The organism is Weissella sagaensis (assembly GCF_005405285.1).
Lineage (GTDB): Bacteria > Bacillota > Bacilli > Lactobacillales > Lactobacillaceae > Weissella > Weissella sagaensis.
In genome coordinates, this window is record NZ_BJDT01000011.1 from 17277 (window position 1) to 38659 (window position 21383).

27 protein-coding genes and 1 pseudogene are annotated in these 21383 nt (G+C 39.3%); all 28 read left to right on the top strand.

All coding sequences use genetic code 11. The features are described from left to right. Positions 1-37 precede the first annotated feature (37 nt). The 28 genes and pseudogenes from FFM55_RS10080 (at position 38) to FFM55_RS08925 (ending at position 21383) form a co-directional block, all read left to right on the top strand. Positions 38-172 carry a hypothetical protein gene (locus FFM55_RS10080; protein WP_257787095.1) on the top strand — a complete coding sequence of 45 codons (135 nt, stop codon included), beginning with the start codon at positions 38-40 and terminating at the stop codon, positions 170-172. After that, a complete protein-coding gene (locus FFM55_RS08800; protein WP_137600946.1) occupies positions 172-1086 on the top strand; it encodes a terminase small subunit in 915 nt (304 codons plus the stop codon). Before FFM55_RS10080 ends, FFM55_RS08800 begins: the two co-directional genes overlap by 1 nt. After that, on the top strand, positions 1061-2302 hold the full coding sequence (locus tag FFM55_RS08805; protein WP_240006020.1) for a PBSX family phage terminase large subunit: 1242 nt from the start codon (positions 1061-1063) through the stop codon (positions 2300-2302). Before FFM55_RS08800 ends, FFM55_RS08805 begins: the two co-directional genes overlap by 26 nt. Further along, positions 2302-3717 carry a phage portal protein gene (locus FFM55_RS08810; RefSeq protein ID WP_052348419.1) on the top strand — a complete coding sequence of 472 codons (1416 nt, stop codon included), beginning with the start codon at positions 2302-2304 and terminating at the stop codon, positions 3715-3717. The genes FFM55_RS08805 and FFM55_RS08810 overlap by 1 nt, the downstream gene beginning before the upstream one ends. Next, entirely contained in the window at positions 3717-4331 is a 615-nt protein-coding gene (locus FFM55_RS08815; protein WP_042493159.1) for a hypothetical protein, read from the top strand. The genes FFM55_RS08810 and FFM55_RS08815 overlap by 1 nt, the downstream gene beginning before the upstream one ends. Positions 4332-4333: 2 nt before the next feature. Further along, entirely contained in the window at positions 4334-5218 is an 885-nt protein-coding gene (locus FFM55_RS08820) for a hypothetical protein (RefSeq protein ID WP_137600947.1), read from the top strand. A 2-nt stretch (positions 5219-5220) separates the two neighbouring features. Next, positions 5221-5493, top strand: coding sequence for a hypothetical protein (locus tag FFM55_RS08825; RefSeq protein WP_042493157.1), 273 nt, complete (start codon positions 5221-5223; stop codon positions 5491-5493). Positions 5494-5614: 121 nt separating this feature from the next. Beyond that, positions 5615-6244, top strand: a complete 630-nt coding sequence (locus FFM55_RS08830; protein ID WP_042493156.1) for a DUF4355 domain-containing protein — start codon at positions 5615-5617, stop codon at positions 6242-6244. 15 nt (positions 6245-6259) lie between these two features. After that, on the top strand, positions 6260-6580 hold the full coding sequence (locus FFM55_RS08835) for a hypothetical protein (protein ID WP_042493154.1): 321 nt from the start codon (positions 6260-6262) through the stop codon (positions 6578-6580). Positions 6581-6593: 13 nt separating this feature from the next. Then, positions 6594-7604 carry a major capsid protein gene (locus FFM55_RS08840; RefSeq protein WP_042493152.1) on the top strand — a complete coding sequence of 337 codons (1011 nt, stop codon included), beginning with the start codon at positions 6594-6596 and terminating at the stop codon, positions 7602-7604. A gap of 25 nt (positions 7605-7629) precedes the next feature. After that, positions 7630-7728: pseudogene (locus FFM55_RS09975) on the top strand (HeH/LEM domain-containing protein); the annotation flags it as partial. Continuing rightward, positions 7717-8325, top strand: coding sequence for a LysM peptidoglycan-binding domain-containing protein (locus FFM55_RS10150; RefSeq protein WP_373863715.1), 609 nt, complete (start codon positions 7717-7719; stop codon positions 8323-8325). The pseudogene FFM55_RS09975 and the gene FFM55_RS10150, both read left to right, overlap by 12 nt. Positions 8326-8338: 13 nt before the next feature. After that, a complete protein-coding gene (locus FFM55_RS08850; protein WP_137600949.1) occupies positions 8339-8665 on the top strand; it encodes a hypothetical protein in 327 nt (108 codons plus the stop codon). Between the two features lie 11 nt (positions 8666-8676). Continuing rightward, complete coding sequence (locus FFM55_RS08855) at positions 8677-9117, top strand: phage virion morphogenesis protein (protein WP_042493147.1); 441 nt, start codon at positions 8677-8679, stop codon at positions 9115-9117. A 2-nt stretch (positions 9118-9119) separates the two neighbouring features. After that, positions 9120-9497 (top strand): hypothetical protein, encoded by a 378-nt coding sequence (locus tag FFM55_RS08860; protein WP_042493145.1) that lies wholly within the window; start codon positions 9120-9122, stop codon positions 9495-9497. After that, positions 9484-9984: a phage neck terminator protein gene (locus FFM55_RS08865; protein ID WP_137600950.1), complete on the top strand. Its 501-nt coding sequence runs from the start codon at positions 9484-9486 to the stop codon at positions 9982-9984. Before FFM55_RS08860 ends, FFM55_RS08865 begins: the two co-directional genes overlap by 14 nt. Then, a complete protein-coding gene (locus FFM55_RS08870; protein WP_137600951.1) occupies positions 9977-11053 on the top strand; it encodes a DUF3383 family protein in 1077 nt (358 codons plus the stop codon). The genes FFM55_RS08865 and FFM55_RS08870 overlap by 8 nt, the downstream gene beginning before the upstream one ends. An 18-nt stretch (positions 11054-11071) precedes the next feature. After that, on the top strand, positions 11072-11473 hold the full coding sequence (locus tag FFM55_RS08875) for a phage structural protein (protein ID WP_042493138.1): 402 nt from the start codon (positions 11072-11074) through the stop codon (positions 11471-11473). 101 nt (positions 11474-11574) lie between these two features. Then, on the top strand, positions 11575-11937 hold the full coding sequence (locus tag FFM55_RS08880) for a hypothetical protein (protein WP_052348418.1): 363 nt from the start codon (positions 11575-11577) through the stop codon (positions 11935-11937). Beyond that, the gene (locus FFM55_RS08885; RefSeq protein ID WP_137600952.1) at positions 11918-12151 is read left to right on the top strand and encodes a hypothetical protein; all 234 of its coding nucleotides are present in this window, start codon (positions 11918-11920) and stop codon (positions 12149-12151) included. Before FFM55_RS08880 ends, FFM55_RS08885 begins: the two co-directional genes overlap by 20 nt. 27 nt (positions 12152-12178) lie before the next feature. Next, positions 12179-17164: a hypothetical protein gene (locus FFM55_RS09985; protein ID WP_240006021.1), complete on the top strand. Its 4986-nt coding sequence runs from the start codon at positions 12179-12181 to the stop codon at positions 17162-17164. An 11-nt stretch (positions 17165-17175) separates the two neighbouring features. Further along, positions 17176-17736, top strand: coding sequence for a LysM peptidoglycan-binding domain-containing protein (locus FFM55_RS08895; protein WP_042493133.1), 561 nt, complete (start codon positions 17176-17178; stop codon positions 17734-17736). Continuing rightward, positions 17736-18074: a phage baseplate plug family protein gene (locus tag FFM55_RS08900; protein WP_042493132.1), complete on the top strand. Its 339-nt coding sequence runs from the start codon at positions 17736-17738 to the stop codon at positions 18072-18074. The genes FFM55_RS08895 and FFM55_RS08900 overlap by 1 nt, the downstream gene beginning before the upstream one ends. Next, positions 18074-18940: a phage protein gene (locus tag FFM55_RS08905; RefSeq protein ID WP_137600953.1), complete on the top strand. Its 867-nt coding sequence runs from the start codon at positions 18074-18076 to the stop codon at positions 18938-18940. Before FFM55_RS08900 ends, FFM55_RS08905 begins: the two co-directional genes overlap by 1 nt. Further along, positions 18941-19309 (top strand): hypothetical protein, encoded by a 369-nt coding sequence (locus FFM55_RS08910; RefSeq protein WP_042493131.1) that lies wholly within the window; start codon positions 18941-18943, stop codon positions 19307-19309. It abuts the gene before it with no gap. Further along, positions 19309-19653 (top strand): GPW/gp25 family protein, encoded by a 345-nt coding sequence (locus FFM55_RS08915; protein ID WP_042493130.1) that lies wholly within the window; start codon positions 19309-19311, stop codon positions 19651-19653. Before FFM55_RS08910 ends, FFM55_RS08915 begins: the two co-directional genes overlap by 1 nt. After that, positions 19643-20797, top strand: coding sequence for a baseplate J/gp47 family protein (locus tag FFM55_RS08920; protein ID WP_137600954.1), 1155 nt, complete (start codon positions 19643-19645; stop codon positions 20795-20797). The genes FFM55_RS08915 and FFM55_RS08920 overlap by 11 nt, the downstream gene beginning before the upstream one ends. Next, the gene (locus tag FFM55_RS08925; RefSeq protein WP_137600955.1) at positions 20790-21383 is read left to right on the top strand and encodes a hypothetical protein; all 594 of its coding nucleotides are present in this window, start codon (positions 20790-20792) and stop codon (positions 21381-21383) included. The genes FFM55_RS08920 and FFM55_RS08925 overlap by 8 nt, the downstream gene beginning before the upstream one ends.

A 21383-nucleotide genomic window follows, 5' to 3' on the forward strand; every position in this document is an offset into this window, starting at 1 on the left:
GTCTTTTATTTTGCAGAAAATCAGGAGTAAATATGAAATGGAACCATGGTATCGAAATGTTGAGGCCTCCATTATTGGTAAATTGGATGCACAAGAACGAAAAGAATTAAAGAAACAAGCTCAGATTAAGCAACACAAGTCAGTTAAAAAGAAACGAGGTGGTGATATGTAATGGATCTAAAAGAACAGGCTAAGCAAGATTACTTAGCTGGTATGAAGATTAAAGATATTGCGCAAAAGATTGGTAAATCTGCCTCGACTATTCGTTCATGGAAATCACGTTACAAATGGGATGATGTTTCAGATAGAGTTTATAAAGCTGCAACAAAAAGTGTTGCAACAAAACGCAACAAAAATGCAACGCAACACAAAAACGTTGCAACGTCTCAAATGGCGGACCAAGTGATTGATGAGTTAGCTGATAGCGACTTAACGGATAAGCAAAAAGCCTTTGTTATCGAGTATGTGAGACTTTTCAACGCAACGCAGGCATATATAAATGTGTATGATGTGGACTATGAAACGGCAAAGGTTAATGCATCTAGAATGCTAACAAATGCTAACCTAAAATCTGCTATTGAAATGCTGAGAAAGGCACGTTTGCATGATTTAGGAGCTAATCGACAAGATATTTTAACTGACCTGATGAAACAGTCGTTTTCAGATATTGGGAGTTACTTAGATTTTGGTGAGCATGACGAATATGCACAAGATGCAATGGGTGAACCAATAGTTGATATCGATGGTAATCGTGTGATTAAACATATGTCGTGGGTGCAACTCAAAGACAAGTCAAAGGTCGATACGAGCCTAATTAAAAAGGTATCGATAGGTCGTGACGGTGTTGTCCTTGATTTATACGATAAACAAGCTGCACAGGCACGTTTATTAGCTGAGTTGAATAAACAGCAACCAGATGCATTAAGTGATGCACAAGTTAGACGTGCCAAAGCTGAAGCAATATTGGCTGAGGCAAAAGCAGCTCGTGTTGATGATGATCAATCGAGTGAAGAAGTGATGTTGGCTAAGATTATGGATGCACTACAAGCAGGTGAACAAAATGATGAAGCAGAAACTAACACTTAAAAAAGCATACACACGTAAACAACGTCAGGTATTGAACATTGCCATGTCAGACGACTTTAGAACGTTAATATTAGACGGTGCTGTTCGTACTGGTAAGACAGTGGTTAATAATGATGTGTTTTTGCATGACGTGTTACGAGTTAGTCGTATCGCTAAAAGTAATGGTGATTACAGCCCCCAATACATATTGGCTGGTTACTCAAGTAAAACGTTAGATAACAATGTCATTAATGAGCTGACTAAGAAATACGGTTGGGAGCCTAAATACGATAAACACGGTAGCTTTAAGTTATTCGGTGTGAAGATTGTCGTTGCTTTTACCAATTCTGAACGTGGTGTTGGTGCTGTTCGTGGTATGACTGCATATGGTGCTTATATTAATGAGGCGTCCCTTGCTAATCGTGCCGTCTTTGATGAAATATTGTCGCGTGTTTCAATGCCTAATTCACATATCTTGCTAGATACTAATCCGGATTCACCAACGCATTGGCTGAAAAAGGAGTATATCGATAATAAGAACCCTGAGGCAGGTATTAAACGAGTGCATTTTGTCCTTGATGATAATACATTCTTATCTCCCGATTACGTGAAGCATTTGAAAGCTGAAACGCCAACGGGGATGTATTATGATCGTAAAATTTTAGGCTTGTGGGTTAATGGTGAAGGTGCTGTTTATCGAGATTTTAACGATAAGAAACATTTTGTTAATGTTCAAGATGTGCCAAATATCACTAATTATTTCGCTGGCGTTGACTGGGGATATGAACACTCAGGCGTTATTCAAGTTTGGGGCGAAACTGATGATCATAAATATTACCTAGTTGAAGAGCATGCATCACAACATGAAGAGATTGATTATTGGACTGATATTGCGTTAGACGTTAAACGTCGTTATGGTGACATCCCCTTTTGGTGTGATTCTGCTCGACCTGAACATGTCGCTAGATTCATTAACGAAGATTTAGATGCACGTAACGCTGACAAAAAAATCATGAAGGGTGTTGAAGATGTCGCCAAGATGATTAAAGCCAATCGTTTATTTGTTGTGCGAGATGCAGCTAAAGAGTTTGAGAATGAAATTTTTGATTACGTTTGGGATGAGAAAAAGGGATTGCCCATTAAAGAGAATGACCACGCAATGGACACAATGAGGTATGCAATACATAACCATATCAGTGAAGATAATGAAGTTGAAATTTTTGGAGGAATTTTCTAATGGCGATAAATTTTAATAGTGATCGGTTGTCGTCTGACGAAAACCATGTCTTTTATTCTGAAAGCATTGGGGATGACTTACCAGCAGAAACTGATGTAAATGAGTTGATCAATGCGCACGCTAATCGATTGAATAATCGCTATAACCGCTTAATGAATTACTATTTAGGTAAACATAGTATTTTACGTAAGTTGGCCAAAGCAAAAGGAAAGCCAGATAATCGCTTAGTTATCAACTTTGCTAAGGAATTAGTCGATAATGAAGTCGGGTTCTTTGCTGGAACGCCAGTTAAGTTTGATTATGATAACAATGGTCACGACAACAATGAATTAGATCAACGAATTGCTGATTTTGTGGCGATTAATGATTTAACCGATACAATTGCCGAGTTGGCCAAGCAGGTTGATATCTTTGGCCGGTCATACACGTTGCTTTATCAAGATGAGGATAGCAATACCAGAGTGGCACCAATCGACCCACGCAATGCTTTTGCGGTTTATGGCACACAAATCGGTGCGCCCATTGAATATGCCGTGTATTACACGCAACGACAACGCAATGGCACAATCAGTGGCACGCTGTACACAAAACATTCAGTAGTAACGTTCCATGGTAGTGCATCAGCTGGTATTCAGTACGACGAAGTAACAGATAACCTATTCACTAACGTGCCGTTGGTTGAATTCTTTGCCTCGATTGAACGACAAGGACTATTTGAGCAAGTGATTAGCTTGATTGATGCCGTTGATATGGCAATGAGCAACAAAGGTAACGACATTGACTACTTTAGCAACACGATCATGAAAGTCATCAACGCTAAATTAAGAAAAGAAACGATTGATGAGATGATTGATAAACGAGTAATCAATGTTCCGTCCGTTGATTCTGATAGGCAAGTCGATATTGATTTTCTAAACAAACCTGATGCTGATTTAATTCAGGAACATTTCTTGGACCGTGCAATTGATGCCATTTACACCAAGTCAAACGTTGCTAATTTCAATGATGATGTGTTTGGTAATGCGTCCGGTACGGCGTTAGAGTTTAAGCTGCAGTCAATGAGCAATGCAGCAAATATGAAAGAGCGGAAGTTCAAGTTATCAATCAGGCAGCTATTTAAGTTAGCCTTTGCGATTGGTGCCACGTTGCCGCTTGATATGACTGGCGAGTTAGCTAAGAACGTCAAAGCGACATTTAAACGAACCGTTCCCCATAACGTCCAAGATGAAGCAACAACTGCTAAGACATTGCTTGATGTAGTTGACCGCAAGACAGCTATTTCAGCGATTTCAACAGTTGATGATCCTGATGCCGTTATCAAGGCACGAGATGAGGAGCAACGCAACAATGCTAACAATGCCTTAGCAACTCTCGGGGATGTTAGCGAGAATGATTTCAAAGGTGGTGACAAGTAATGCGAGCCATTGATGAAAAGCGCCACATGTTGGAAACCATGAAGCAAGATTACGACATTAATGTTGGCCTTGAACGGGCAGCAGACAAGCATATTAAACGAATTAGCGCTGAATTAAGCGCCTTTTTTATTGCTCATGAAAAAGATGATCATATCGACACGTCTATCTTGCGTAAATCGCCCACCATTCACGATTTAACGCAATTAAAGACGTTGGCTAAGGAATTATCCAAGATTAACGAAATCAACGTTAAAAAGCGCAAAATGATGTATTTAAGTATGGGTACAACAGACATGGAAATGTACCTGCAATCATTAATGGGTTTGATGATGCTGCCAATGGCTAATAATGCTTTTCAGATCATGGAAAAGACGTTGTTAAATGAGTTTCGTGACGAATATCAACGCCAATCAGACGATTTGGGTATTGATAAGCCATTAACTACCGCAAAAATGCAGGAATTGTCTCATCAAGCGTTTGACAACAAAAAGCCCGTGAATGCGTTCTGGCAGTCGTTTGACAAGATACTGGCTAACTTATCGATTGAGCTAATTAAAGCTGTTCAGCAAGGTGTCAGTGCGAAAAATTGGGCAAAGATTGTCGGAGGTAGGTAGTAATGAGTGAAGATAAATACGATAACTACACCGATGATGATTTTCTGGCTGATTTAAATGCTTATGCGGACCAACGAGATGCGGAACAGGCAGAAGATAATGCTGAATTAAAGCAACATCTAGGCGAAATGGTCGGTGGGTTTCTGGGTGTTTGGTGGTATTTGCAAGCATTTAGCGCTGCTTCATCTCGTAATATTCGAACTTATGCTGCAGTTGCTGATAAACAGGCTAAGTTAACGGCTTGGGAAACGGCTGATGACAAGATTAATCAGGAGCATCCCTATTATCAGAGCAAAGTCACGATCATGAATGAATTTGGTGCTTGTAGTAAGTGTTTGCCATATCTCGGCAGTGACTACACATTGGCAGAAGCTAAGAGTTTAGTACCGTTTCATTACAACTGTCGCTGTACTATTGTTAGAGATACAAGCGACTTTGATTCTGTGATTGCTGGAGTAACGACTGCAGTTGCTCAATCAGAGCAAAGTAAACAAGATGCTGCTGATGAAGCAAGAATTGCTGATATGATTGAAATTGGAAATTTGTCGCCATTAACAACTAAACAAGATTATGTTGATATGCGAAAAAGATTACAAAAAGAGATTGTTGGTTTACGGTTAAGCAATGGTGTAGAGGTAAAAAGTTTTTCAAATCACTTTATCGATCGTGCAATTGGTGGTGGCTGGCAAAATAAAAATAGTGAACCGTGGAAAGGTCGCCGTTCAGGTGTTAAAATAGAGGACATTAAGGTTGCGTTAGAAAAAGGTACTATTGTTCCTGACAGACGTGATAGAAATGTATTGGTCATTAAATTACCACCAGTTGAGGTAACTTTTAATACAGAAACTGGTAATTTAATTCAAGTTAATCCTGTTGGAAAGGAGTAGTTATGTTGAAATTAAAATTAAAAAAAGATGACTACGACTTTTTAGAAGGAGTTGGACATGATATTTTTGATTTTTCTAGTGGTATAGAAGAGTCAAAAGATGATGTTTTTGTTTTATTCAAGGATGTTGAGCAATGGAATGCCTTTGACGCAGATTATTCTGGTGCAATTGTCCATTATGGCATGACACCTAGTCCAGAATATGAAATTACTGATATTGGTAATAGAATGGAGTATATCCATGACAAATATTTTGGAATGTTAGTTAATAATTAAATAAATCTACTAAAACGCTTAGTTATCGCAACTAGGCGTTTTTATTATGCCCAAAACGTGCTTATGGCTTAAAACTGTGCAAGGAAATTACAGGCGACGGCCTTAAAACGGAGGTAAAAACATGGCTGAAGAGAATACTAGTGCACAGGGACAACAACAAGGTTCTGATGCAGACAACAATGGCGTAACTTTTACAGATGAGCAACAAGCCCATGTTGATTCATTGATTGCTGATCGTCTATCTCGTGCTGATAAGGCAAACGAATCAAAGCTACAAAAAGCACTTGATGATGCTCGTGCTAAGTGGGACGAAGAGCAAAAGGAAGCAGCTGATATTGCCAACATGTCTGATAAGCAACGTCAAAAACATGAGCAAGAGAAATCTAATGAAGCGCTGAATAAAGCACAAGCTGAGGCGGATAAATTACGTGCTGAACTAAACCATACCAATATGGTAAATGAGGCAAGTAAGATGTTGGCTGATAAGGGCTTTACGGCTGATGAAGAGACATTAAACTTTGTTGTTCGTGACACAGCAGAGGATACGACCCAGGCAGTGACAGCATTTGCAAAGCTTGTTGATGACAAAGTGGAAGCTAAGCGACAAGAAGCTTTGCATGGACAAACCCCCAACAATGCGAGTGCCAGTCAGGGACAAGGTAAGTCCTTTGGTGCACAAATGGCTGAAAAGTCTAACAGTCGTTCTCTCAGCGGTGTTGCTGATGATTTCTTTGGCACAAAAGCCAAGTAAAAGGAGGATATACGCATGAAGTATACGAAAACTACTGCTGATCAAATTAGTTGGTTAGCATCGACACATTTGCAATCGTTTACGGAATCAGCTGATGCTGAATATGTGAGTGGTGATGTGTTCAAGAAGGACAATGTGGCCATTGGATTAGTCTTAAATGACGTTAAGGGCTCAACTAATGACCCAATGCCCGCTGCAGTAATGGTTGAGGGTTGGGTACTAGAAGATCGTTTGCCTGCTACATTGTCTGCTGACGACAAAACAGCCTTGAAAGCTGTTGGAATTAAATTCCGTGGGGATGTTCCTGCAGCTGCTACAGCACCATCGGAAGGATAAGGTAATTTAAATTATGGCAAGTATTTTTGATTTATTTCCACACCAAGATATCTTGGACTATACCAAGGCGGTGGCAACACCTAATTTGCTAGGAGCGGAGCTATTTCCAGCACGTAAGGTGCAATCAAATGATATTAAGATTTTAACATCGGGAACTAAGACACCAGTCATTGCTCATGTTCATGCATTCGATACTGAGGCAGAGCTTGGTGATCGTACAGCGCAAGTATCAGAAACTGAACCATTCTTCCTAAAGAAGAAGTTTGCGCTTAAAGAAGATGATTTGGTTAAGTTACGCAAACCACGTACACCTGAAGAACAAGCTTATATTCAAGGCACTGTTTATGACGACATGGGCAACTTGATTAAGTCACTGGATGCCGCTACTGAATTAATGCGTATGCAAGCTTTGATGTCAGGTAAGATTACTGTTAAAGATGCTCAAGGTGGTTCATATAAGGTTGATTATGGTATCGGTTCCAATCAAAAAGGTTCTACTAACTTTGCTGATGAATCAGTGGACCCAATCGAAACAATTTTGGCATGGGCTGACAAGGTTGATATCACACCAACTCGTGCAATTATGTCTACTAAGGCATTAATGTCATTGCGTAAGAACCCACATGTTGTGGCTAATATCTTTGGTTCAAACAATGGTCGTACAGTGTTGCAATCTGACTTGGATGCATTTATGCAAGCGAATGGGTTGCCAGTATTACGTGCTTATCGTGGTAAGTATGCTGATACTGATGCAAAGGGTAAGCGTACAGTTTCAAATTATGTGGCTGATAATCAATTTGCCATGTTTGCTGACGGGACTGTTGGTGAAACTGTTTACGGTATTACTCCTGAAGAGTCTCGTGCCATTGCTGATGGTGCTGTTCAAGCTTCACAAGTAGGGAATATCTTTACTGAAATGTTTGACGAAACTAATGACCCAATTCGTACGATCATTAAGGCATCAACTATGGTTGTGCCAACGCTTGCGCAAGCTGATAATATTTTCCAAGCCACTGTTTTATAAGGAGGTGGGCTAAATGGATACAGTAACTGATCAAAATACAGTTGCAGAAATTAAGGCGTATCTAGATGCACACAATATCGCTTACTCTTCTAGCGCAACTAAAGCTGATTTGTTGGCATTAGTACCTGCACAAGAAGATGGCGCAGAACCAACTGATACAACTAGCGAAGCGCCAAGTGATGATACAGATTCTGGGGATGAACCAATTGAACCAGAGCAACCAGCAGAACCAATTAAGGTATCATCGTTTGACCTCGATAAAACGTCATTATCTGGCGAAGCTGGTAGTACTGAAGTCGTGACTTTGTCAAATATCCAACCAACCAATGCTACCGATAAGACGGTTGAGGCAATTTTGGATGACGGTTCAATTGTTAGCGTGCAGGACAACGGTGATAGCACATATACTGTTAGTTTCTTAGCTGCTGGATCAACAACCATTCATTGGAACTCTCGTGACGATGGCACCACTCTGGCAGTCCCAGTAACTGTCACTGAACCAGTGCCAACTGCACCTGAGTTGCAACCATGGGAGATTATGCTAATCAATCATGAGAGTGCACCTTATCCAGTACCTACAACTGATACCTACACGGTTCAAGCTGGTGAAACGTTAGCAGATATTGCAACAGCACATATGATGAGTTTGGCACGATTGAAAAAGTTAAATGGCTTAACTGTTAATGTATTGTCAGCTGGTCGTGTGATTCGTTTATCTTAGAAAGCGTGGTCATATGGTCGATGTTCAAAATGTGATTAAGCGTATTAAACGCAATACAAAGCTTGATGATGAAGAATTGCTTGCTGAAATTGCACAAGATGCCATTGATAATGCAACGGCTGATGGTTTTACTGGACCAAAGTTAGAAATAGCTGCAGGTTGGTTGGGTTCTCATTTTGCTTCACTGATTAGTGGGGCAAATAGCAATATTAAAAAGCAAACATTGGCTGTTATGTCTATCGAATATCAAAGCTCTGACGGTTCCTCAACTTATTTAGTTGAATATGAACGTATGCGGGACTTGTTAAATGGTGGATCTAATCAAGTGGAATTCATTTAGGATGTGAGCTTATGGATATTAGTTTTAGTACAGAGGTTGAATCGAATGTTGATGAGCTAGATGAGGCAATCGCCCGTTTAGAGCAACTTGACGGCAAGACAGCTGAGGCAGGACTATTTGGTGGCTTTGCTGCTAAAAAAGCAACATGGCAAGAATATGGGACGAGTAGGGGCATACCTGCACGTCCTTTTTTGCGCAACACACAATACGAGAATGAAAATCAGTGGGGTCAGAAAATTGGCCAAGATATTATTCAAGTATTTGAAGGTGGGTTATCAAGCAGTGCTGTCTTATCAAAACTTGGGGTACTCATGGTTCAGGATATTCGTAAAACAATTGATGCTGGTAATTTTGCACCGCTTAGTCCAGTCACAATTGCTAAAAAGGGCAGCAGTAAGCCGTTGGTTGATACTGGAGACATGTACGGTGCAATCACACATAGGGAGATTTAAATATGGCTTTTTATTTAGATATGAGTGCGCTAATCGACATGTTTGGCACCAAATTAACAGTATTGGCCAATAGTGATGATGGTGAATGGGTAGAAGGTATTTGGCATCAAACAGAAAGCAAGGAAATTGATTTGTATGAGCCATTCCTAACGTTCAACATCAACTCAACACTATTGTCCGGTCAATTGATGCCTGCTGAGACGGGTGAATTTGATACAGATAAGGCTTATTGGTTTTCTGAAAATGATTATGTCATCGGGACCAGGGTAAAACACAATGATGAGTTTTATCGGGTTACCGGCAAGCAAAATTATAGTGATTATTCAAACGTCCTGGAATATGAGTTAAAGAAAGAGAGTCCAAACAATGAGCAAACTTGATGAAATCAATAGTTTTGATTATTCAAAATTAAATAAAGTTTTTTCGTCAATTGCCATGGATCACTTAGGTTTAGTTTTAACTGAAGCCAATGGTGGAGGTAAGCAACCAGAAGGAACGTTTATCTCATTTGACATAATCAGTCCGTATATTCCCATTGATGAATTCTTTGATGTGACACAGGAAGAAGCGTTTGAAGCTGTTGTTAGTTTTACGTTGTTCGATATCAGTAAAACCAACGCTTTGTTTGCTGCACAAGCATGGCGTAAAACATTGACACAGTTTGATGTGGATATTCAGTTGCGACAACAAGGCATCATCATTGCGGAAATAATGCCTACTAATATCCGTTCTATTCCAGAACAAGTTTTTGACAAACACATGGTTGGCTTTGACGTTCGGCTACGCTTACAAGAAACATATACAGATGGCACCATTGATTCAATCAGTGATGTAGAAATTGAAAAGAGAGGTAACCTAAATGGTTAATGAAAACTTAGACGTTCAAGTTATTTTGGACGTTGTTAATCCTGCATCCCCAGTTAATTTGGGGAACTTGGCAGTTTACGTCGTCTCAGATGAGTCAAATTCTGAAGAAACCTTACCAGACGTACAACTACATGCAGCTGCTGATATTGCTAATTTAGGATTGGCAGTTAATACAGCAACTGAAGAAATTGTGAAGTCATTTTTTGCGCAACCTAATCATGGTGACACGATTTATCTATACGGTATTGAATCTTCTGTTGATCAATCAACTACCAAGGAAAAGGTTGAATCTACTCTAACGGATGGTTGGGAATTTGCAACGATGATTTCAGCAACATCATTAGACACAGTAGTGTTAACTAATGCTATCGAGCAATATGGACGTAAGTTAGCCGTATTGGGGATGGATGTTAATTTATCAACGGCAAAGGTAAGTGATATTGAATCAATTACTGATGCACCATTTTACGGCAATGAACGCACTGTTGTATTCCTTGGCAATCGTGAAGCAGGTGCTAATGAAAAGTTTAAGGGTGTTGGTGCATTAGTTGGTGCGCTAGGAAACCTACAACCTGGCTCAATTACTTGGAAGTTTAAGAAGTTAAAGGGCATTACCGCTACCCAAGTAAATGGTACTGTCGTTTCTAAAGCAACAGAACTTGGTGCAGTGATGTATGTTTACAAGGCTGGTATGCCTCAAACATCAGAAGGCTTAACAACAGGGCTTGAGTACATTGATAATTTGCATTCAGATGACTGGGTACGCGCTGAAATTGAATCGTCAATCCAAAATCTATTGCAAACAACTGATAAGTTACCGTATGGTGCACAAGGTATCGCCCAATTAGAAGCGGCTGTCACAACTGTCTTGCGTACAGCAACTGAAAACGGCGTCATCTTAATTGACCCTGAAACAAATTCGGGAAAGTTTACGGTAACTGCTGGTTCACGAGAGGAACAAGCAGCTACTGATATTGCTAGTCGTTCTTACAAGGGCTTGTCATTTGATTACACACGAGCTGGTGCAATTCATGATGTCACTGTTCATGGAACTATTTCAAACGTTTAATAAGTGAGGTGATAAATAATGGCAGATATTCCAGTTTATAATGCAAAAGACGTTGTTCTAACAATTAACAGTGTTGTTGTCCAAGGTTTCCAAGATGGTGATATGATTTCATATACGATTAAGGAAGATCGTGTGCAAACAGAAGTTGATGCGCAAGGTGTGCCATCAATTGCCGTTAATAACAATCGATTAGGTCAAATTACGATTAACTTATCGGGAAATTCAGCATCACATAAGTATCTTAATGGTTTGGCAAACTCTAACAAGGTAGTACCAATTGTCATTAAGACACCTAGTGAAAAAATATCAGGTAATCAAGCAATTATTGCTAAGCCTGCTGATGGACAATTTGGTAAGCAAACACCAAAGCGTACTTACACCATTGAAGTTTTGGATATGGATGTTCAAGTAACTGCATAATTTTTCAGGCGTTTAAGGTTCGATTCCTTAAGCGCTTTTAGTTTGCAATCGCAAACATTAACTTACACAGGGCTGGTGCCCATTTTTGGAGGAATTAAATCATGGCAGAAGAATTACAAGCACAACAAGCAGTTTCAGCACAAGCACAACAACCGGTACAAATTCCAGAGGTTGCTAAGCCAGTTTCAAAGTTTGGTCAACAAAAAAAGGTTGAAATCAAGCGTGCAGATGGTGGAATGGATGAGTATTTGTTGCAATATCCTGGCATTCGTAAGTCTATGGAAATTATTGATAATTCAACTATGCCAAATGGTCAAATGGCACGTTCAATTTTTGCGGATCAATTACTAGAACATGTTGTTGTTCAACCAGCTAACTTAACGCTTGATGACTTTGATGAGCGTGAGGGAATCAATCAATTGATTGATGAAGCTGATGAATTTCTTGGCGAATTCTGGCAGTAAAAAATATTTAAATGATCAATTATTAGAATCTGACTTAGATGAAGAATGGGCTTTTGTATGGCCTGTTTATCAGGGCGTTGCTACTGCTGAAGAAGTTGATCAAGCAACGCTTAAAAAATTACAGTTTTTAAACGGATTAGCAGATAGGAAGCAAGAATCATTAGCTAATGCAATTGCAAACGCAATGGCTAACGTTATGTTTCCTAAAGATTAAACACATATTGAAAGGGTGGTGGAATTAATGGGATATACCACAACAATTAAAGCACAAGCTGAAGTAAGTGGATTAGGAGAACTGAAGAAAGCTAGTTCTGCTATTAAAGAACTTAACGAAGCTGCCCGTTCACTGAGCTCTGTTCGTGCCTCAAATATGGCATCAGGCTTTAGTAAGGTCGTTACAGAAGCCAATAAAGTAGTTGATGCATATAAACGAGTATCAAGCGCAGCAAAAACAGCGACAGAAGTACAAAAAAGGGCTTCTGCCGCTGATACATACGGTAATCAAGTTAACAATATAAATAAAGTTACTGAAGCTTATAAGAGACAATCGAGCGCAGCCAAACAAGGTGATTCAGCTTCAACAAAGTCTTTACTAAATGCTGAAAAGTTGGCACAAGCACAATCAAAAACAGCAGAAATGGCCGCTAAAGCTACAACTGCACAATCACGACAAGCTGAAGGATTGGCCAAAGTAGCACAAGCGCAATCTAAGGCTGAACAATATGCTGTTCGTGCTGCCAGTGCCCAAGAAAAAGAAACAGCGGCAATTGCTAAATCAGTTGCTCAAGCTGACAAATTGGCATCAGCAAGACAAAAAGATTTAGCTTTAACTCAAAAATATGCTGCTCAAACTAATCAGATTAATAAACAAGCTGCTATGTACGGCGCTGGTGGCTCAAATGGTGCAATGATTGCTGGCCGAGCAGGTGCTAAGAAGCCTGGTCGCATTCGAGAAGCATTAGGCACTGGCTTATCAATGTTTGGTCCTTCAATGCTAATTGCTAGTGGCGTAATGGCAGCAGCAGGCGGTGTTAGCAAGTTAGCAACTGGAAGTTTCGACGTGTTAAAAGAACGTCAGAACGGTCAAGCAATGTGGGCAACATCAATTCAAGATGCACATAGTAGTATCTCTGGTAAGCGATTAACTCAACAGTCAGTAGCTGCCAATAACGCGATCATGAAAACCAGTTTAAAAGCGGGTAATAGTTTTGAAGAAGGTAATGCAATTGCCAAGCAAATCTATTCATCGGATGCTGGTGAATATTCTGGTAACACTAAAAAAACCAACTCAATGTTGAAAGGAATGTTCAACATCCAAGATGCGAACGCCTTAACGCAAGGTGAAATGCAACGATTCCGAACAGCTGTTGGTAATATTGGAGATACTGGTAAAGTGTCAGGTATGCAAATTAAGTCTTTGCGTTTGCTTGATGGTAAAATGGTTCGTGCTATTCGTAAGCAATACGAAAAGGAAACCGGACACAAACTGGGCAAAAACCAAACAGGTAGTGACTATGATTGGAAACAAGTTTCTGCGAAAACAGCATTTCGTGCGATTGATAAGTACGGTAATTCTGGTGGTATTGGTAAGGCTTCTGAACGCTACAATTCGACTTTACCCGGTATGTTACGTTCTGGTACTAACGCAGCGTTAGACGCTGGATCTGAAATTATGGATCGTTTTGGTAAAGCCGTTGGTAAAGGTGGTGGTTTCAGTAACTTAATTGGTAATTTATCAAAAGCGTTTACCAATTATGACGGTATTATAAAAATGGCAGATGGTGCAGCTGATGGACTAGCTTCGGTAGCTAATTCACTTGGTACCGGAATTAGTGCCATTGCAAGTGTTGCAAAAAGTGGATGGAGTACCATTAAACCATTAGCTAGTGGGTTCGCTCATGGTTTCATGAAAGAAATTAACAGCATAGGTGACGCATTATCAAGTGCAGGTCAATTCGTTAGTTCAGCTATCAACAAGTTCAAAGGCATGTTGCCAAAAGGTAGTGGTAAGATAATGGACAGCTTTGGTAATGGTGCTGGTAAAGTATCTGCCTTGTTGCTAGCTCTAAAAGGTGCTTCTAAATTGCCTGTGGTTGGGAACTTGTTCAAGGGTGTCGTTGGTCAAGCGGGTAAATTGTTAGGTAAAGTGCCTGTAATTGGTGGCCTTTTATCAAAAATTTTTGGTAATGGTGCTAAGAATACTGCCGCAGGTACTATGATGAACGCAGCTAATACAATGATGTCAGCGGCAAATAAAATGAATGGTAATGGTTATGGTACAGGAGTTGGTGGTGATTATGTCAATGGATCCGCAGTATCAGGAACTGGCAAGTTTACGCTTGGCCAGAAGTTGGCTAATTCAAAGTTTAGTTCAATTATTGATAAAACTTTCTTAAAGGGTGCATCACTTGCAGGTAAAGGTGGTCTTAAAGGCGGTCTTGGGAAATTACTAATGGGTGGTGCTTCAGGAATAGGTAAGTTATCACTTGGCGGAGCTGGGTTACTTTCAAAATTCGGTAAAACAGGACTTGGTAAATTTTTGGGTGGTTCAGGTAAATTACTTGGTGCTATTGGTAAACGTGGTGCTGGTGGTTTAAATGCCTTATTTGCCGGTTTTGATGTTTTCAGTGCTCTAAAGAATAACAAAGCAGGTACTACAGGACGATACAAAGGTGTTGGTTCAGGTATTGGTGGCGGTGTTGGTGGAACATTGGGTGCTGCATTAGGTTCTTTCTTGGGACCAGTTGGAACTATAGCTGGTGGTGCTTTAGGATCATGGGCAGGCGGTAAGGCTGGCTCTTGGGTTGGAAGTAAGTGGACAGGTATTAAAGAGGGCACTAGTCGCTTGTGGGACAAAACCAAGATGGGTGCTTCTAACCTGTATGGTAAAGCCAGCATTGCTTACTGGGATACGAAAGATAAAATCAGTGGTGGCTATAATAAAGGTAAAAACTGGGTAGGTGACAAATGGAGTGGATTAAAGGAGGGCACTGGTCGTTTATGGGATAAAACCAAGATGGGTGCCTCTGATTTATTTGGAAAAGCAAGTATTAAATTTTGGGATATAAAAGACAAGTTGTCAGGTTTTAAGTTACCTAAATTGAAATTTGAAATGCCTAAGCTAAGTAACCCACTAAAGAACTTTAAACTTCCTAAACTAAGTAATCCGTTCAAAGGTTTGAAACTACCAAATATTACTAAAGGACTAAAGGTTCCTAAGATTAGTAATCCATTTAAGGATTTTAAATTACCTAAGTTTAAAATGCCAAAACTATCCAATCCGTTTAAGGGTTTCAAAATGCCTAATATCACAAAAGGTTTGAAACTACCAAAGCTAAACATTAAGAATCCATTTAAGGGATGGAAGATGCCTAAGATTAAGATGCCTAAAATTAAAAATCCATTTAAGAACTTTAAATTACCAAAATTTATGAAGAGCAGCCCGTTTAAGAAGTTTAAAATGCCTAAAATTAAGTTTCCGAAAGCACCAAATTGGTTAAAGAAAATCACTGGCTGGTCTAAAGGTGCTAATAAAGCAAAGAAGGAAACTGATGGTGCTAACAAGTCGACCAAGGCATCTTCTAAGCATTTAAAAAATGCGGGTAAGAATGGTAAAAATTCTGGTAAATCAATTGGTAGTTCATTTAAAAAGGCATTTGATAAGGCTGGCAAATCAACAAGTAAGTTTAGTAAGTCAGTCGGTAAAGCATTTAAGGGTGTTGGAAAATCTGGTAAAAGCTCAATGAGCAAAATTGCTTCAAGCATTAAATCAGGTATGAACAAAGCCAAGCGCGCTGCCAAATCAGGTGCAAAGGGCATTACTAGTGCGTTGAAGTTTAAGAATATTGGAAAATCAGCTAAGTCAGCTTTTAATAAGCTAAGTTCATCTGTTAAAAGTGGTATGAATAAGGCTAAACGAGCCGCTAGAAGTGGGTCTAAGGGAATTACTAGATCAATTAAGTCAGGGTTACGTGGTGTAAGTCGTGCAGGTAAGAGTTCATTTAATAAACTTTCATCAAGTGTTAAGTCAGGCATGAATAAAGCTAAAAGAGCAGCACGTTCTGGTTCTAAGGGTATAGCACGTTCTGTGAAATCTGGTTTAAGAAGTGTTGGAAATGCTGGCAAGAGTAGCTTTAATAAATTGGCAAGTTCAGTAAGAAGTGGCATGAATAAAGCTAAGCGCTCAGCTCGTTCAGGAGCAAGAGGTATAGCTAATTCTGTAAAGTCAGGTCTACGAGGTGTTGGAAATGCAGGAAAAAGTAGTTTCAATAGATTAGCAAGTTCAGTAAGAAGTGGCATGAACCGAGCCAAGCGAGCAGCACGTTCTGGTGCAAATGGTATTGTTAGTTCAATTAGATCAGGAATGAATAAAGCTTCATCTGCTGGCCGTAGCTCTATGAGTAAGTTTAGTAGTTCTATTACGAGTGGAATGAGCAAAGCTAAGAGTGCAGCACGTTCTGGTGCTAATCAAATATCATCTGCAATTAAAAGTGGATTATCAAAGGCTTCTACTGCTGGTACTAGTGCTATGAACAAGTTAACTAACACGATTACTAGTGGTATGAATAAAGCAGCTAGTTCGGCAAAGTCTGGTGCTAATAAAATTAGTACAGCACTCAAATCAGGGTTTGACCGTGCCGTATCGGCAGCTCAGTCAGCAACTTCAAGAATTGCATCATCAATGAGCAAAATTGGTTCAAGTGCTAGCTCGGCAGCATCACAGGTTCGTTCATTAGCCTCAGCAATTAATTCATTGCACTCAAAAACTGTTACAATCACAGCTAATGTAAAAGGAAAGGGAGCAAGTAAATTAGCCAAAGGTACAACTGGTGCCAAAAGTGCATTTGCTTCATTAACACCGCATTATGCTAAAGGAACTAATAAGAGTGGTGCTCATCCAGGTGGATTAGCTTTGGTTAACGATTCTAAGACATCTAATTGGCGTGAAGCCTTTATGTTACCTGACGGACTAGTAGGTATCTTCCCTAAGAAACGTAACTTAACAGTGCCATTGCCAACTGGTACACAAGTATTAAATGGGGATGACACAAAGAAGATGTTCCCACATTATGCAAAGGGTACTGGTGGTGCAAAGCCTTTTAAACAAGGTGGCACGATTAACGTGACTGTCAATATTAATGGTAATGCCTCGGCAAATGATGCCAACATGATTGCTAATACTATTGGTGAAAAGTTACTGACAATTATGCCAGCACAAACGATTTAGGAGGTGTAGTTATGGCAAAATTAACTGATGCAAAAGGTAAAACCGTTGTATTGTCTGTTGAAACCGAAAATGAGCAATTAGAAAATACGGTTGCTACGCATCCTGTTGAAAATGGGTCGCCAATAACAGATCATGCGCAAATGGAAAGTAAAACTTTTGAATTTAGCGGTAAAATTATCGGTAAAAATCAATCAGAAGTTGATGATAAATATATGCAGTTATTAACCTGGTTCCACCAAAGTACGTTATTACAATTTCGAGGTGCGATTCGTCATAATAATATGTTAATTAGCCATTTGGAAAAGACCTATGATGAAGGTGGTTATAAGAATGCTGTTAAATTCAACATTTCCTTGATTGCGATTTACACCGTCAATGTTTATTGGAAAAAGGCTAAAAATTCAGGGAAAAAGCAAGCTAAGCCAAGTGGTGCTGTATATGTCACTGTTCGACCTGGTAACACTTATTGGGGGTGGTGGGTGAAATATGGCACACCAATTCAAACGCTTAGAAATTGGAATCATTGGCCAGATAGACGTATTCCGATTGGTGTTAGAGCGAGGGTTAAATAATGGAAGAACGTTCATATATTGATGTAGATATTGATAATCTACCTGAGGAATTTGAAATTGAGTTAGCTGGTGATAATGTTTATTTACGTTTTGACTTTAATGATGAAGGTCAGTTTTATACTGTTGATCTATTCAACAATGCGTATGAACCAATCATTACTGGTGAACGCTTAGTATATGGTCAGCGCTTATGGCGAGATTTTACCAAGCCAGAGATACCACAAGTTGATATTGTCCCCTTTGATATTTCACACAAAGAAAATACCGTCACGTCTGATAATTTTGGACGGACGGTATTCTTGTACCTGATGACTTTTGAAGATGATGAGGTGATGTAATGGCTGTGACAATGCAATATTTGTTTGAAGTGTATGTTGAAATATACACCAATGGCGGAACGTTGAAATATGTTCATAACAATAATTCAAGCCAATCAATGGATATTGAATTTAGTTTGCCATTTGATAATACAAGTGATCGAAGCGTTGGGGAAGTAACCATCTGGAACATGAGCAAAATTAGTTTTAATCGCATTGCTCAGGGAAATCGAATTGTTATTAAAGCTGGTTACCATGGTGATGTGGGTGTTATTTTTGACGGCGAAATATTCAGGCCAACCGTACCAAGTCGTGAAGGTGGTGATTTAAATTACACTTTGCGAGTGGTTGAAGGCAAAGAGTATCGCAAACTAAAGCATGTTTCGTTAACGTTCGGTGAAGGAACCACTGCTAAGACAATCATCAATAAAATCGTGCAAACAACAGGTATTAATTTGAACTTCGTCTCATTAGGACGTAATTACGTGTTCAAAGAGGGGTACACGGTAGACGGTTCACCTTTTGATGCACTTAGTGACGTAGCTGAACAAGCACGAGCAGCATTATTTTATCGACGTGGTCAATTAACTATGCGCTGGCTATATGACGATAAAGTGACGGGTAATTTTTACCTGGCTAATAATACTGGCCTTATCTCATCCCCAACAATGGAAAGACGTGATGATGATTGGGTGGAAGATGATGACAACGATGGGCTAGGTCGATACAGTTATTCAGCGGATTCAATCTTGAATTATCGCATCACAACTGGTGAACATATTCATTTAAAGAGTGAATTTGTAGATGTTTGGGCAGCAGTACTGAGTGGTGAACATACATTTGATGGTGAAAGTCCCACTACATCATTAGAGTTAGGGGTGAAGTAAATGGCAGATACTGGACAAAGGCCAAAAATGCGTGACAATGATGTCGCTTTTTTCTTAAAAGTTTTACCAGACACTATTAAAGCAACGCTAAACGTTGCGCAATTAGGTAAAGTAACTCGTTTATATGATGATAAAAAGAAGGCAGAAGTTCAACCATTGGCACTTACGTCTGAAGGTAAAAAACGTGCCCAATTAATTGGTGTTCATGTAGGTAAAACAAAGCGAGATTTTATAGAAATTGGGGATGTTGTAGTGGTGCTTTTCATGGACAGATCAATCGCTAATTTTGACGGTTCTAGTAACACATTTAAATTGTCTGCAAAGCGACTGCATGATTTGAATGATTCATTTATTGTGGAGGTTTATTAATGCGAGATATTTATTTAGACAAAAATGGTGGTCTAGATTTTAAAACGATTATTGATAGATCAGATGAAGTATTGCAATCGATACGAATAATTCTAGAGACAAAATTAGGCGAGTTTATTGGTGATCCAGAATTAGGGTTGGATCGAACTGATTTGTTAGAGAAAAATTTTAATGCGAGATATGCAACGCAGGCTATTCACGATGCATTAGAACAAGATAATCGTATTGGAGTACTAAGCGTTGAGGTAGTGCCTGATTTCTATAAACGTACAGCTTTGGCCAAACTAACCTTAACTGTTGATGGGGAAGCGAAAAAAACGGAGGTAGCGCTAAATGTTGGATGATAATGGTTTTACTCGGCCCACATATGAAGAGCTGATAAGCGATTTAACGGCAAAATGGTTAGAACTATTTGGTAGTGATTCTGATACAAGTTCACATTCAGTTGCTGGTGTCTTTATTAGATTGATTGCTTATTTTATGAATATACTCTATCAACTTGCAGAAAAAGTTTATAATGCCCAATTTCTAAGCACAGCAACAGGTGTTTCCTTGGATAAGTTAGCAGCTAACTACGGGATTTATCGTAATCCAGCAGCACAAGCCATAACTGAATTAACATTCACTGGAACTCCAGGCTATATTTTGCCGGCTAATACACTATTTAAAACGGCAGAAGGTATTCAATTTCAGACGGCTGATGATTTAATATTTTCAGTTGATGGTACAGGTACTACTATTGCCTATGCAGCTGACGTTGGTAAAACCTACAATGTACCAACTAATACGATTATTTATCAAGTTGAACCAACTTCGGATATTATTTCTGTTACCAATACTGAACCTGTCGAATCCGGTGCAGATTCTGAAACAGATTTAGAGTTGGCCAATCGAATTAGAATTGCGAATGATACACGACCATCAAGTCCAGCCAATGGCATTATTTCAGCTATTATGGCCGTCAATGGTGTCAAAACGGTGCAAGTGGTTCAGAATAATACTTTAACTAAAGATGAATTTGGTAATCCACCTAAGACGATTCATGTGTATGTCGATGGCGGAGATGAAGAAAAGATTGCTGATGCTCTGTTTAATTCTGTGTCAGCAGGTATTCAAACAGTTGGATCTAAACAGAAAGCAATGACGGATAACGCTGGCTTTAGCGATAACGTCATTGCTTTTGATTATGCACAACAAAGCGCGATTTACGTGTCAATTGATGCGCAAACTAATCTAGATTTTGAGACAGACGGTATTCAACAAATTAAAAATGCAGTTAATGATTATCTAACCAAAGTGCCAATGGGGGGCATTGTTAGATTTTCATATTTGTATAAATACGTTTATGACAAAGTTCCCGGAATTGATGTTATTGAAGTGAGAATTGGTTCAAGCAAGGATGACTTAGCAATGGCTGATGTTCAATTACAGCAATTTGCTATTCCAGTAACAACTGCAGATAGTTTGGTGGTGACAGAAAATGCATGATTTTAAAGAGTTGTTTTTATCAAAATTACCTGGTCCAATTAATAGATTTGCGGCAGATACAATTACTTTTGCGGAATGGCTAAATGCGACATTTCAAAAACTAATTGGTTTGTATCAAACAATTGAAGCATTTCGAGACATCAATAAAGCAAACGGTAAGGCGCTAGATAGAATTGGTGATCAATTTAATCAGCAACGTGGATCAGCAGATGATGATTTTTACCGTATCATGATTAGGTCTAAGCAAGCGACCAATATGGGTAATTCAACGATCAATGGCTTAATCAATATGATTGCACGTTCGTTAGACATTCAGCCAGATAAAATTCGAATTGAATCATTGCGACAATATGAAAACGGTACTCTGAATGACGGTGAGCCATTGGCAATTAGAATTAGCAATATTCCACTAGAATGGGCCCGCTCTGATTTTGAACAAAATTATATTTTGGAACGAATTAAAAATGGTGTTGCTGCTGGTGTCCGAGTAGATGAAGTGAGTTTTGTTGATAATTCTAATGCTGTGTTATCTGTTCGTGGCTTAACATCTGCTACTGTCACATACGAGGTCAAAGGAGAGGAGTAA